The organism is Providencia sp. SP181 (assembly GCF_050446505.1).
GTDB lineage: Bacteria > Pseudomonadota > Gammaproteobacteria > Enterobacterales > Enterobacteriaceae > Providencia > Providencia vermicola.
Genome location: NZ_JBBPXM010000010.1, coordinates 84,915 through 99,384, shown reverse-complemented (window position 1 = coordinate 99,384; position 14,470 = coordinate 84,915). Strand labels below are relative to the sequence as shown.

Sequence of the window (14,470 nt, the reverse complement as noted above, 5' to 3'; positions counted from 1 at the left end):
CCTAATCAATTACGCAGCCAGGAGTGTCGAGGGCGACTTTCCTCACAGCTTCGTAGTAACGCACATACCCAGTGCAGCGGCAAATATGCTCATTTAGCGCCTCTTCAATGGCTTGTTCAAGGTCAACCCGTTTGACTGGATTCTTTTTGAGTTTATCGAGGAACACTGTGGCTCCTGTGACAAAACCTGGTGCGCAATAGCCACATTGAAAAGAGAAGTTTTCGATAAACGCTTGTTGGATCGAGGTCAATTCGACAACGTTTCCTTGTTCATCCAGTTTTGCTTGCCCTTCGATAGTGACAATGTTTTTGTTATTAAAGTAGTGTGCGCCAAAAATACAGGTACGGCTTTCAACAGTAGTGCCATCAGGTTGAATTTCCATGATGGTGCAGGCGTGGCAAATCCCCTGTCCGCAACCAAAGTGAGTTCCTGTTAGGTCTAGATATTCATGAAGGAACTCAATCATTGGCATCCCAACAGGGACGTCAATAGGGCCAATTTTTTGACCATTGATGGTTAAGGTTAATGGCTTGCGCTCAATAATCGGAACGGCATTTTTGATATTCATGAGAGGGCCTTTTTAATTTTATCTACCGTAATAGGAAATTCATAAAAACGTTTCCCTGTCGCGTGGGTGAGTGCGTTGCTAGTGGCGGGAAGGATAGGGATCATCCCTAGTTCTGCCATACCTTTCGGCGGAGAGGTTTCAGACAACGGAGGCAAATAATCGATGGTTTGCTGCCAAACGGCCACGTCTTTTGCACGGGGTAAAACATAGCGGTTAAAGTTCCACGTACCGTTACCCGGGCCATCTTCATACAGTGGCAGTTCTTCCATCAATGCATGCCCGATGCCCATTGCCGTACCACCTTGAATTTGCCCAGAAACCAGCTCAGGGACTATCATGGTACCGGGGTCCATAATCATATGATGGCGCATTACATCCACTTCTCCTGTCATAGTGTTGACGTTGAGCTCGACTAAGCAACACGCGGGAGTGACCGTTGTTGGGTCTGCTTTCGCACGTTGAGTCGGTGGGTAGTACGCCATTTTACGTTTGATAAAGTGGTAACCGCCTGTTGTCATTTGTTTTTTCAATTCATTTGGCGCACCATCACCATAACGAATGGATATGGCATCAAGAGGCAGGTTTTTTAGCCCCACGGTTGGAATATCAAAATCAGAGCGAGCCCATTGCCAGCTGGAATAACCATGTACTGCAATCCCCGTGATTAGTCCCATCTCATGGGCACGCTTGGCTAAAATATTGAAAGGGATGGGCTTCATACCACCACCTCCAATGCCATCGGGCCCCACTCGAATATCTGAAAACTCAACATTTAGACCGTTAAATGCACCGCCTCCAGGGCCTTCGCTCCAAATGCTTTTTGCCGCAGGCCATAAGGTATTTTCCAGTAAGAAGTGACCCGCTTGGCGTGTGCCAAAACCGATATAGTAGACTCCACTGGATGAGCTCATATCAGGGATTAACGCAGGTGTCCAATACGGATCGCTTTTGGCAAGTTCGTCTTGTTTTTTCTGATCTGCCCAGCTGGTTTTTAACGGTAATTCAGCAAATTCGGTGACGCCAAACTCCACTACATCAGGAGCTTTACTGAGAGCTTGCCATACCATCACTTGTTGAGCAGTCGTTCCCCCTGTGCCGATTTCTTGCATGCAGTGGCGCATGGTCAGTTTACCGTCGGCATCAAATTCAAGGGAAAGGATGGTAGGTACGCCGCTAGAACCATACACTTGTTGAACTTGAGCAAAGCCAACACCGTACAGCTTGCCAGGGTTTTTGGCATCATATTCGGTTTTGTTTTTCTCACGATCTTGCCAAATCGGATGCTTTTCTGCCAAGTTCAGCATTTCCACATTGCGTGGGTCTCCTGCGATTACGCCACCTTGGGTATTCGGATAACCTTCTAAAATGGCGTTACGACGGCGTAACTCTATTGGGTCGATATTCAGGTTATGCGCTATTTCATCTACCATCAATTCAGTTACTGCCATGGATTGCAGCGACCCAAAACCTCGCATTGAACCAGCTTCAACCGCAGGCGTTGCCATGGCGAGCGCGGTTAAATCAGATTTTGGGAAATAATAAATAGATTGTGCACCCCGTACCGCAACATGAGAAACCGCAACGGATAAGTTTTCACGCCCTCCGCCATTGCAGTTATATGTGCCTTTTAAAACATCAAATTTCCCCGTTTTTTTATCGCCGATAATGGTCACGTCCATTTCAATCGAATGGCGCTTCATCCCCATTTGGAACTGTTCATAACGGTCATTAGCCATGCGCACAGGCAGGCCATCTGCGTAAAAACTGGCAACTAAGGCATAGAATGGAAAAACCGAATAATCTTTCGAACCATAGCCCACCGTTGAGCCTGTTAATAAAACAATGTTTTCAACAGGAAAGTGTTTGTTATTTTTCGATAATTCTGCCGCTGCATTGACGACACCTGCGGGAGATTGTGTCGCCGTCAAAATATGCAGAGTTTTGGTTTTGGCATCATACCATGTGTTGCAATTATCAGGCTCCATGGCGCAAGGGTCGATGGATTGCGAAAAACCGTGGCGTTCAAGCACAAATTTGTCTGGGTTTTGGCGTGCTGCGGCAATTTCTTGCTCAATTTCCCGTGCGTAATCCATGGCTCTTTCTTGCTTATCAGGCCGTTGTTCTGCTTGATGAAGGGCTTGAATAAAGCCTCCACCACGATCTTTGCGAATAACAGGGGGAACGGTGATGGCATGTTTAGGGTCATAAGGAGGCCAAACAGGTGTATTGCCATCAAAACCGCCTTTAATCCCAGAATCCTGGTAAGGGGAGAAAATTGATGGGGAAAGCGGCGTTTCCCCACCAATTCGTACATAGCGGGCCGCCCCATAATTTGCAGGTGGTTTAGGGCCTGTAACGGCGCCATATTTCACTGTATTCGTTGCAAAGCGCAACATACGCTGCGCTGCACTGTATTTATCAAAGTCTTGGTAAATCAAAATGGCAACTGGGTGGCCAATAATTGGTGCTGTTTCCCCTAACGGAACTAGCACATTGGTACCGTAAAAACCTTTGCCCATCCCTGTATCTTGGGGGATATTCAGGCCATCACGGATGAGGTCTTCTTGTAAGATGACTTTATCAGGTTGTAAGTTTGGCCCTAGCATTGAAATATCAATACCTTCAAATATTTTATCCGCATTGGTGGCTTTTAACATAAAGGCATAACTTTGTTTTTTTGGCCAGCCTGGAATATCTTTGGCGCGGTAATCACGGGCGAAGTTTTTTCTCCCCGTGACTTTTTCAACGCCATCCCAACGAAAACGCGCTTTACCATTTTGCCCAATCCAGTCGGTTTTCGGTGAATCTGAATCCAATTCAACCGCAAGGGCAAAAGGGAGTTTACCTACCATGACGGTAATCCCTGCGATGGTACCTAATTTAATAAAATTACGCCTAGAAATATGTCCCGTCATTATGTACTCCCAAATTTTATTATTAGGGGGATTTGCATTAGAGGTAGTAATAAATAATGTGTTTGTATAATTAAATATAAGATTATTTTATGACAAATAAATCAAATCACATTTAGATGGTTAATATGTGATTACTCAATAAGTTACATAAATAGTATGGGTATCTATAAAGGGTTATGGGAAATGAGTAAAGGGTTTTATACAAGAAAGTGAATAATCTTGGTGGAGTAATCTTAATTGGACAATTTTAACAAAAATCACTGCCTAAAATTCATGTTGAGTTAATGGGGTAAAATCATTTTGATTATTTTTAAATAAATTCAATATATAATTAAATATATAACGATTCTATTTTTTGATTGTTATTAATTTTAATGAGAAGCCAGACTGACCGGTTCATTTTGTTAGTCTGGCTTTTTTAGGTTATTGACGTAAGGCTTTAACGTGTTCTGGCGTTACATCAGCAGGTTGACCACCCCATTCAACACGTAGAAAATTGACTAATTCGCTGATTTGTTGGTCGCTCAGCTTATTCGCAAAACCTGGCATGCTTTGTAGGCTTTGGTTATTTGGAAATTGTTGTTCTGGTAAACCATCCAAAATAGCATTAATCAGATTGGTACTGTCTACATCACGTAATGTTGAATTGCCTTTCATCGCAACGGCCACATTCGGTTTACCGCCACCATCGTAAGCGTGGCAGCCAGAACAAGTTTCTAAATACACTTGTCGGCCTTGTGGGTTACCTTCGCCCATTTTTAGTGGCAATGTGGTAGGTGGGTTGTCGCCCATCAGATAAGTGGCGATTGCGCTATTATCTTCAGGAGTTAAATGCTGTGAACTCAGGTAAATCACAGGGTGCATATCACTATAGGCTGAACCTTGTGGGGCGATACCCGTCATGAAAAATTGCTGTAAATCCTGTTTTGTCCAGCCACGTGCAGCGAGCGCCTCTGGCGTAATGTCAGGTGCGATAAAGCGCCCTAATGCACCACCTTTCATATAGTTGTCCAAATCCATTTCACCTAAAGCTCCCCTTGGCGTGTGGCATTCAGAGCAATGTTCCAATACGTTAACTAAATATTTTCCACGTTGCCATTCAGGAGAGCTGCCTTGAGAGCTGTCTGGAAGCGGTTTATCGTTAAAAAATAGCAGGTTCCAACCAATCATTGCCATGCGCTGATTTAGCGGGAAAGGCAATGAGTTTTCGGGTGGTGCAACATCCACCGCTGGGCGGCTCATCAAGTAGCTGTAAATTGCATCGGAGTCTTCTCGGGTTATACCTTTGTAGGAGGTATATGGCATCGCAGGGTAAAGGTGTTTACTCGGCGGTGAGATCCCTTGAGTAAGCGCCTTATAAAACTGATCTTTTGTCCAGCGGCCAATCCCAAAATCTGCAGAAGGGGTCAAGTTACTGCTATAGATGGTACCAAAAGGCGTATCAAGGGGAAATCCGCCCGCAAGTGGTGCGCCGTTAGTGCTGGTATGGCAAGCTGCGCAGTCGCTAGCGAGAGTCAGGTAGCGACCTCGTTCAATTTCTTGGGGAGTTGAGGTCACTTTTTGAGCGGGGCCATCCAATGTACGGCTTTCATACCAGTAAAGTACAGCCCAAACGACGATAATTATCGCAATCAGCCATAAAATGATTTTTTTGATCATTTGATTGCCTCCTTGATAAGCCCAGGAGTAGCAAGAACAACTTCTCGCACCGCATCATAATAACGAACGTAGCCTGTACAACGGCAAATATGGTTGTTCAGAGCCTGCTTAATGGCTTCCTCTAATTCTTCCTCTTTAATTGGGTTACGTTGAAGTTCCTCAATAAAAACGGTTGCTGCATTGACAAAACCAGGAGTGCAATAGCCACACTGGAAGCTAAAATGCTCAATAAAAGCTTGTTGCACAGGGGATAATTTCACATCCCCATTTTCCGCTTTAGTTGCAGCCCCCTCAATGGTACGAATGCTTTTGTTGTTAAAAAAGTGAGCGCCTGTGATGCAGGTGCGGATCTCTTCACTGGTACCTGAAGGGTGGTCTAAGATCACCACGCAGGCGTGGCAAATACCTTGACCACAACCTAGACGTGAACCCGTTAAATCAACATATTCATGAAGGAAATCAATCATCATGAGGCCTTCAGGTACATCCATTGGCCCATAAGATTGACCATTAATGGTTAATGTCAGCGGAAGGAAATTTAAGCTCATGATAATACCTCTTGAATGTCTTTAGCTCGCACAGGGAGGTGCAAGAAATGGTGGCCAGTTGCATCGGCGATAGCATTGACGATAGATGAAACCACAGGGATCATCACTACCTCAGCAACCCCTTTTGGGGGATCGGTTTCTGAGAGTCCAGGTAGGATTTCACTGGTCTGCTGCCAAACTGCAACGTCACTGGCGAGTGGAAGATGGTAACGGTTGAAGTTCCATGTTCCATTACCAGGGCCGTCTTCATACAGAGGTAAATATTCATGGAGGGCATGACCGATACCCATTGCGAGACCACCTTGGATTTGCCCTGAAACCAGTTGTGGAACGATTAAATTACCGCATTCCACAACGGTGTGATGGTCAAGTAATTCAACTTGCCCCGTGGCTTTATCAATGGACAATTCTGTGACAGTCGCTACTGCACTGTAGTAGGTTACACCTGCATTATTTCTTTGCGTATCAGGGTAATAGGCTTTTTCACGATGACAGACTTGGTAATCCTTTTCAGCAAAACGCAACGCGAGCCCATCGACGGGTAAGCGGCGCATTTCGCCTTGAATGCTAAAATCGGCTTCAGCCCATTGCCAGCGGTTAAATACGTGGCTAACTGCACCTGTCACACCCCCCATTTCAAAGGTGCGATCGATTAATCGCTGTAAACTTAACACCTCTAATCCATCGGCAGTTAGCCCTTCAGCAACCCAGCGTGCATCTTCGCGGCGTACAACTAATGGTGCGGCTTGCCCTCCGCCAATGCCCTCTTGCCAAATTGACATTGCAGCTGGCCACAGTCCATGTTCGAACACGAGTCGAGCCGCTTCTTCTGTACTGTGGGTAAAGTAGTATGCGGAATTACTGGCACTTGACGGTGAGCAATAATTTGGCGTCCAGAGTGGGTTTTGCGCTAAGCGGTCTTGTTCTTCCTGTGCCATGGCAAACGGGTTACCCGTTGATATCATAGGCAAAATCGACCAGTCAGCTACAGAAAAGTGAGCAAGTTCAGCGGGTTTTCCAAGCCATTTTGCGCATACAACGGCTTGAGAGGTAGACATGCCCGTTCCCATTTCAGCCCCACTATGGTAGATGGCAATTTTGCCTTCTCGCGTTAGCTCTACACGAGCAAATGACGATTCCGCGCCTGTCCCAAAGTCTTTTTGCACACAGGAAATCCCTGTACCAAAAAATTTCCCACTATTTTTGGCTTCGTAATCGGCTTTGCGTTTGGCCCTTTCGGTCCACATCGGGTGAGCTGCGCAGCGCGTTAATACTTCATCGGCACGGATCGCGCCGCCTGGGATTGCCCCTTGGGTATTTTTCATCCCTGATTTGATTAGATTGTTTAGGCGAAATTCAATGGGGTCAGCCTTGAGCAGCTTCGCAGCTTCCTCCATTAACATATCGGTAGCAGCCATGGCTTGCAGTGTGCCGTAACCTCGAGCAGAGCCAGCATCGACCGCTCGTGATGCAATGCCAACTGCAGAAAGGTCACTACGAGGAATATAATAAATTGCCTGTGCTCCCGTGGCACCAACCATCACAACGGATGGTGTAAAGTTACAGCGTCCACCGCCATCACCAATAAATGAGGCGCTGAGAGCTTCAATTTTATGTGTTTTCTTGTTGACGGCTAATGTGTAATCCATGTCGAAAGCGTGGCGCTTGATACTGGATTGGAATTGCTCATAGCGGTCATTAGCTAGACGAATAGGTACGCCATCGCCATATAGTGTTGCCATGGCGCCATAATAAGGGAATGGGGCGTGGTCTTTTGAACCATAACCCACTGTAAAACAAGGATGTAGGAATATTTGCTTAATTGGGAACGTTGATTTAGCCAGCATTTCAGGCAACGATGCCGCCACTTCTTGTGGTGACTGAGTTGGGATCACAAGGTGGAATGATTGCGTTTTTGCATCATACCAACCATTGGCATTATCAGGCTCTAATGCAGCGGTATCAATGGATTGAGTTGAATATTTGCGTTTAATGACTAACCAGTCTTCAGGGGGATTTTCCAATTGTTTGGCTAGCGCATCGGCAAAAAACATACCTTCTTCATCCAGTTTTCCACCTTCACGGCCTTCAGGCCATACGGGAAGATGTTTTTTCATCCCAATGGGTGATATCGGCATGTCTTTCATACTGGAATAAATATCTGGGTCGTAAGGGTTTTCACTTCCAATACGTACTCCACGATAGGTGCCCCAAGGGTCACGTTCTAATGGCCCTGTAAATGCACCATATTGAATAATATCATCGTGGAATTTAAGCGTTTCTTTGGCAAAGCGGAATTTTGCAAAGTCATGGTAAATGAGCAGTGCCACAGCTTGGCCTAAATAGGCAGGGGTTTTCCCTTCGGGAAGAAGCAAGTCTTCTCCGTAAAACTCAGGGAAAGCAACACCGTCTTTTTCTAAGTCACTTGCCGTCACAATGCGGTCTGGCATCAAGCCATCGCTGAGCCTATCGAGGTTAAAACCTTGGTAAATTTTGTCCGCTTGGGTCACTCTGAGTAAAAATGCGTGGCCTTGTTGTTTTGGCCAGTGGGGAATATCCCGTGCTCGGATGTCTCTGGCGAAAACTTTTTCACCTTGCACTTTAGAAAAGGCATCAATACGAAATTTTATTCGCTTATCAACGGGGTTCCAGTCTGGGGACTGAAGAATTTTTTCCTCAAATAGCACATCAAAAGCGCGGCTATATAAAGGGGCGAGATACACTGAAATTCCAGCAACAACGGCACATTTTAGAAAGTGTCTGCGGGAGAGTTCGACATTGCTTTTGCTCATAATAAACCCTTACACTTATTATATTACATCTATATTGTTTTATTTATCATTACTCTGAAAATTATTACATACTGATTCAAATATTGTCTAATTGTGAATGGTTGGCAAGCTACTATTAACAATAACTTGTTATCTTATTGAATATCCCTTATTTATTAGAGCATAAATAAATATACGTCTGAATAATTACAATTATGAATATTGGCATATTAATATTAGCAGCTGGTCGCAGCCAGCGTTTTAAAAATGCAGGTGGAAAAGGCAGTAAATTGAATCTTCTATTAGGTGAACAAACTGTTTTTGAAAAAACACTTTTAAATTCAATGGATAGCAAGCTTGCTGTTCATGTTGTAACCAGGCCTGATAATGAGGGGGTTATTCACAGTTGCTTACAATATAATATTCCATTCTCATTGTTGGATAGTGATGGATTAGGCGAATCTATAGCGTTGGGCATTAAAAATACATCTTATTTAGATGGTTGGTTAATTCAATTAGCGGATATGCCTTATATAAGTAGCAGTCTACTCCTCTGTGTTGCCAATAACCTCAATCACCATTCGCTCGTTAGACCTGTATATGGTGGATTGCCTGGTCATCCAGTGGGAATATCTGCAAAGTATTATTCAGAATTAATTAAATTAGCAGGGGATGATGGGGCAAAATCAATATTACGTCACAATTTTGTTTATGAATTAGAGATAAATGATGAAAGTGTTATTAAAGATATTGATTATCCAATAGTTGATAATGAATAGGAGCAAGTATGCTGCGTGAAGATGTTTTTGTTATTTCTCAAGCCCTTTCTTGGATAAAAGAAGAGCCCATTTGGTTGTGTACTGTGCTGAGTACGTATGGTTCTTCTCCTCGCAGCCCAGGGTCGCTCCTTGTCGCAAAAGCGGATGGCCAGTATGTTGGTTCTTTGTCAGGTGGTTGTATTGAGGAAGATTTTATTCAGCGTATTCAAGATGCGAAATACCTAAATGGTAGTCAAATTGTTCGCTATGGTCGCGGTGGATTAGAGGCGAAAGTGAATTTGCCTTGTGATGGTAGTTTAGATGTTTTAATTGAATATTTACCTAAGAGTGACGAAAGTGTTAGTTATCTCACTGAAATACATCAAGCACTATTAGGATATACCGCAATTAATAAAAAAATCATCTTGCCCCAACGCGGTGAAATTAGTACAGCCAATAATCAACAGATTCCAACCCAAATAGAGCGTGTTGGTGATGACATTCAATTTTATATTGCCGCACCACCACGGTTAATTATTGCAGGGATCTCGAATGTTGGGATTTATTGTGCAAGTTTTGCGGCAACATTGGGGTTCGAAGTGATCATTTGCGAGCACCGTGAGGATGAATTAGGGCGTTTTTCTGGGCAGCTTTCTAGCCAGTTTGAGGTGATTAAATTATTTCCTGCCCGTTATTTAGAGTCCCAAAGTTGTACGCCAAATACGGCCATTGTTTCTTTAACACATGATCCTCGTATTGATGACCTAACATTGATGGAGGCTGTGAATACCCCTGCGTTTTATATTGGTGCAATGGGGTCAAGCCGCACAAGTGCACGTCGACGTGAACGGTTATTGGGCGCTGGCGGAATGTCATTGGCGGAAATCGACCGTATTCACGCGCCTATTGGTATTCCAATTGGTAGCAAAACGCCGCCTGAAATTGCGTTAGCGATAATGGCAGACATTGTCGCATACAAAAATGGTGTGAAAGGCCAGAACGATAAACAAATAAAAAATCATTTATCGGCGGTAAATCAATAAGTTAAAGTTTAAGATAGGGCGGCCAGTTTATCGCCCTGTCTTTAATGATATCTGATGTTATCGTTGTACAGCAGTCACCATGATTTCTACAAGTACTTGTTCCCGCGCCATATTCGCTTCAACAGCTGCACGTGCTGGGCTGTGCTCAACAGGCATCCAGCTTTCCCAAACCGCATTAAATGCAGCAAAGTCCCGATGCATATTTTTAATCCAAACTTGAGCGGATAAAATGCACGTTTTATCGCTTTGACTTGCTGCTAATAATGCATCAATTTTATCAAGAACGTCTTGAGTCTGTTGTGTAATGTCACCCGTTAAATCGCTAGGAACTTGGCCAGATAAGTACACAAGGCCACCAAACTCAACACTGTCTGCTAGGCGTGGCTTTGGATTATTTCGTTTAATACTCATATTTACCTCGTTAATCCTGCAAGAGAAATGGGGGATGTTTTTGTCGTAATCAATTGACTTAATATTTCTGCACTGCCCGCAGCTAGAGTAAACCCTAAACTACCATGGCCAATATTTAACCAAAGGTTTTTATAGGTAGTTTTTCCTAATAGTGGTGGGCCCTTTGGTGTTGATGGCCGTAACCCATACCATGCAGGGGCATCATCCACTTTAGGTAAATGTGGAAACGTTTTTTTCACAATGTCCTTTAAGGCATTCACGCGGTTATCGCGCAGCCCTGAATCATCATAACCAATATCGACCATGGCAGCGATGCGCAGTTGGTCATTCAATTTGGCATAAACAATTTTATTACCATAATCAGTCACATTCATCTTAGGGACACAATGCTCAGCTTGTGGGTATTCAACGCTAAGACTATAACCTTTTAAGCCTAACATAGGGACATCAATTCCCAGCGGTTTAAGTAATTCTCGGCTGCCGTTGCCAGCACAAACAATAACCTCATCAGCCTGAATATTTCCCTGGTGAGTGACTATTCCAGTAATGCAATTATTGTGTTGGGTAAAGGATTTGACACTACGTTGCAAGCAGAGAGTAAACTGTGGCTGCGTGTTTAAATATTGCAGCACGTTTTTGCAAAATAAATAACAATCGGCACTTTCATCATCAGGGGCATAAATTGCGCCAACGAGCTGTGATTGGATATGTTTTAGAGAGGGTTCTAACTCAGTAATTTCAGCGGGCGTTAAGATTTTTTGAAATTGACTATCAGCCGTTTCACACGCTTTTTGAAAGCTTTTTTTATCGCGATGAATAATTAATTTCCCTGATTTTTCCCAAGCAAAGTCAGCGATATCACCATTTTTCCGCCACATATTCATTATGTTTTGGCTTAATAGTGATAAGCGCAGAATATGTGCACCATTGATTTTATTGGTTTTACGGTTACACGCTAGGGTAAATTGCGCTAACCATGACCATTGCTGAATTGATGGGGTTATTTTCAGATTCAACGGGGAGTCGTTTTTCCCCATCCAGCGCAGCCCTTGTAAGGGAACGCCAGAATCGGCAAGTGGCGAAACATAGCGGTAACTCAGCTGCCCACCGTTAGCAAAGCTGGTTTGCATTCCGACATCTGAGTCAGATTCAAGCAAGGTGACGGTTTGACCCGCTTTAATTAACGCGTATGCGGTGCTTAACCCAATCACACCCGCTCCAATAATCACCACATGTTTAGCCATAATATTCCACAACCTATAATAATGTAGGAATGAATATTTAACGGCGAATAGGCTAACTAAACAATTGAGTTTTCATTACCAGAGTATAACTTTTGGTTAACGACTTTATTCCTTTTTTCGAGAGTTAACGCTAATGTATTGACGTAATTTTGTGCGGCTTTGGTTAATGGTTTATCTGCACGGTGGAAAACAGAAACCGCTAATCGCAGTCCTTCTTTTAACGGATAGATCATCGATTCTGGTAGTGTGTGTTCTGCTGAGAAAATATCCGTAATGCTGCAACCTAACCCTGCTTGAACAAACTCGGCAGCCATATGGTAAGTGTGTACGCTGATATTTGATTCAGCGAATTGATGACGCTTTTGTAAAAGCTGAGACAATGAATCAGAGCCAGGATGGATCCAACGTTCTTGGTCAATATCAACTAAGGAAACGGGGGTGTGTAATGGTGGCTGACTGTCAACATAGACTAAGGGAATATCAGCAATTGGCAGCACAGTAATCCCCCCTTCGATTTCAAGATTAAAGCCAATACCAATGTCCAAATCTTGCTGTGTTAATAATTGCAGAATATCTGTTGTGTGGTGGGTTCCAATCGTGAGTTTTATATTGGGGTGTTTTTTAATAAACAGGGCGGTGACTTCGGGTACTAGGTTTAACCCTAGGCTTGGCAAACAGCCGATAGCTAATTTACCTTGCGGATTACGGGATAAATTTTGTGCTAAAATTCTGAGCTTATCTAAATTTTGATAAACTTCTTTTGCCTCTTCAAACAATAAATTCGCTTCATCTGTAGGGATTAGTTTTCCTCTAATTCGTTGAAATAAAACCAATCCAAGCTGCTGCTCTGCATGTTTTAACGCTTTACTCGCCGCGGGTTGAGAAATATGAAGGACTTCTGCCGCTCGTGTTAAAGAACCACAAGTCATGACTGCGTAAAATATATCAAGATGCCGTAATTTCATGCTATGAAACCTACCATTTTTGTTTATCAAGGTATTTTACCGAATTAATCCTATTTAATCCGATGCGGTCGTCATTTTGTGATGGGATACGAGAAAAGAATTTTTTGCATAAGGAGATACTTTAACGAGAAAGGAAAATGCCAGTCTATATCTTTTGGTTATAAACTGGCACTTTATAAAGTAGGTTAGGCGAAATAGGTACCTATTTCGATGAATATTTTAATTAAGATACTGTTTGAAATATCCACGATAAATGCCCCCACCATTGGCACGACTAAGAAAGCTTTATGGGACGGGCTAAATGCTTTTGTGACGGTTTGCATATTTGCAATAGCAGTAGGCGTTGCCCCCATACCGAATCCACAATGTCCCGCGCTAATCACTACCGCATCATAGTCTTTGCCCATCATCTTAAAGGTCACAAAGCAGGCGAACAGCACCATAACTACAGTTTGCACAGCAATAATTAATAAAACAGGGCCTGCCATGCTGGCTAATTGACCGAATTTTAAAGACATCAATGCCATCGCTAAGAATAATGACAAGGCAACGCTACCAAGAACATCAACGGTAGGCTCAAACACTTCATGTTTAAATACATGCGTTAATACATTTCGGATGATAATACCGACAAATAAACACCAAACGAAGGTCGGTAATTGCAGAACTGTATCTTTGAATAAGGCACTAATATACCCACCAACAACAATACAGATAATCAGCATTGAGATAGTTTCAATGACATTGTTGGCATTGATTTTACGTTTAACGCTAGGTTGTTCAAATGCTTCAACAATCGTTTCTTTTTCTAATTCAGTGGCTTTTGGGATTGTCACTTTTTTCAATAAATGGCGAGCTACTGGACCACCAATTAAACCACCCAATACTAAACCTAAAGTAGCACATGCCATCGCTAATTCAACGGCACCTGTAACACCATATTTATCGGCTAATACTGGCCCCCAAGCCCCCGCGTTTCCGTGGCCACCCGTTAAGGTGATTGAACCCGCTATTAAGCCAATAAATGGGCTCTCATTTAGCATGACTGCCATGCCCATACCCACAGTATTTTGAATTGCAATTAAAATGGTGACGGCGATAGTTAATAATACCAGTGGCTTGCCGCCTTTTATTAATCGTGAAAAATCCGAACTTAGCCCAATGGATGAGAAGAAGGTGATCATCAGAATACTTTGTAAGGATGCATCGAAAGTAAAAGAATACCCTGCAGTTTTATCGATAATCAATAAAATAATGGCCACAATAAAACCGCCAACAACGGCTTCAGGAATATGGTTTTTCTGTAAAAAGGGCGTGTATTTAACAACAAACATCCCAATCAATAGCGCTAAACAAGCGACTAATAATGTGTAGCTGGCATCTAAAATCATTATTTTACCTCAAATAAGCTTACCAGAGCTTCTTTTATCGTTATTTAACATTAATGATAAATTAAGCTACTTTGCGCAACCTTTGTTTAACAATGAGTTTTGTTTGGGTATCTATAACCTTTAGTTAACTCTAGGCTGTGTATTAGGCAGGATGAAAATATGGTATTTATTAAGCGAAAATCGCGAGAAGTAGCGTG

11 protein-coding genes are annotated in these 14,470 nt (G+C 43.1%); 2 read left to right on the top strand and 9 right to left on the bottom strand.

Going from position 1 to position 14,470, the window contains the following annotated elements; genetic code table 11:
• Nucleotide 1 precedes the first annotated feature (1 nt).
• The 5 genes from AABS66_RS16465 to AABS66_RS16445 form a co-directional block, all read right to left on the bottom strand.
• Nucleotides 2-568, bottom strand: a complete 567-nt coding sequence (locus tag AABS66_RS16465; protein ID WP_206086851.1) for a (2Fe-2S)-binding protein — start codon at nt 566-568, stop codon at nt 2-4.
• Nucleotides 565-3,483, bottom strand: coding sequence for a xanthine dehydrogenase family protein molybdopterin-binding subunit (locus AABS66_RS16460; protein WP_430225184.1), 2,919 nt, complete (start codon nt 3,481-3,483; stop codon nt 565-567). The genes AABS66_RS16465 and AABS66_RS16460 overlap by 4 nt, the downstream gene beginning before the upstream one ends.
• A 423-nt stretch (nt 3,484-3,906) precedes the next feature.
• A complete protein-coding gene (locus AABS66_RS16455) occupies nt 3,907-5,142 on the bottom strand; it encodes a cytochrome c (protein ID WP_206086849.1) in 1,236 nt (411 codons plus the stop codon).
• Nucleotides 5,139-5,690, bottom strand: a complete 552-nt coding sequence (locus AABS66_RS16450; protein WP_206086848.1) for a (2Fe-2S)-binding protein — start codon at nt 5,688-5,690, stop codon at nt 5,139-5,141. Before AABS66_RS16450 ends, AABS66_RS16455 begins: the two co-directional genes overlap by 4 nt.
• Nucleotides 5,687-8,482: a xanthine dehydrogenase family protein molybdopterin-binding subunit gene (locus AABS66_RS16445; RefSeq protein ID WP_206086847.1), complete on the bottom strand. Its 2,796-nt coding sequence runs from the start codon at nt 8,480-8,482 to the stop codon at nt 5,687-5,689. Before AABS66_RS16445 ends, AABS66_RS16450 begins: the two co-directional genes overlap by 4 nt.
• 194 nt (nt 8,483-8,676) lie before the next feature.
• On the opposite strand from AABS66_RS16445, the gene AABS66_RS16440 reads away from it, so the two are divergent.
• Nucleotides 8,677-9,240, top strand: a complete 564-nt coding sequence (locus AABS66_RS16440) for a nucleotidyltransferase family protein (protein ID WP_206086846.1) — start codon at nt 8,677-8,679, stop codon at nt 9,238-9,240.
• An 8-nt stretch (nt 9,241-9,248) separates the two neighbouring features.
• Nucleotides 9,249-10,262, top strand: coding sequence for an XdhC family protein (locus tag AABS66_RS16435; RefSeq protein ID WP_206086845.1), 1,014 nt, complete (start codon nt 9,249-9,251; stop codon nt 10,260-10,262).
• Between the two features lie 57 nt (nt 10,263-10,319).
• Here the strand turns inward: AABS66_RS16435 and AABS66_RS16430 are convergent, their stop codons facing one another.
• The 4 genes from AABS66_RS16430 to gltS form a co-directional block, all read right to left on the bottom strand.
• The gene (locus AABS66_RS16430) at nt 10,320-10,673 is read right to left on the bottom strand and encodes a RidA family protein (RefSeq protein WP_206086844.1); all 354 of its coding nucleotides are present in this window, start codon (nt 10,671-10,673) and stop codon (nt 10,320-10,322) included.
• Between the two features lie 2 nt (nt 10,674-10,675).
• Nucleotides 10,676-11,917 (bottom strand): D-amino acid dehydrogenase, encoded by a 1,242-nt coding sequence (locus AABS66_RS16425; protein ID WP_272539497.1) that lies wholly within the window; start codon nt 11,915-11,917, stop codon nt 10,676-10,678.
• A 56-nt stretch (nt 11,918-11,973) separates the two neighbouring features.
• A complete protein-coding gene (locus AABS66_RS16420) occupies nt 11,974-12,882 on the bottom strand; it encodes a LysR family transcriptional regulator (protein ID WP_206086841.1) in 909 nt (302 codons plus the stop codon).
• 185 nt (nt 12,883-13,067) lie between these two features.
• Entirely contained in the window at nt 13,068-14,273 is a 1,206-nt protein-coding gene (gene gltS / locus AABS66_RS16415; RefSeq protein WP_206086840.1) for a sodium/glutamate symporter, read from the bottom strand.
• Nucleotides 14,274-14,470 lie beyond the last annotated feature (197 nt).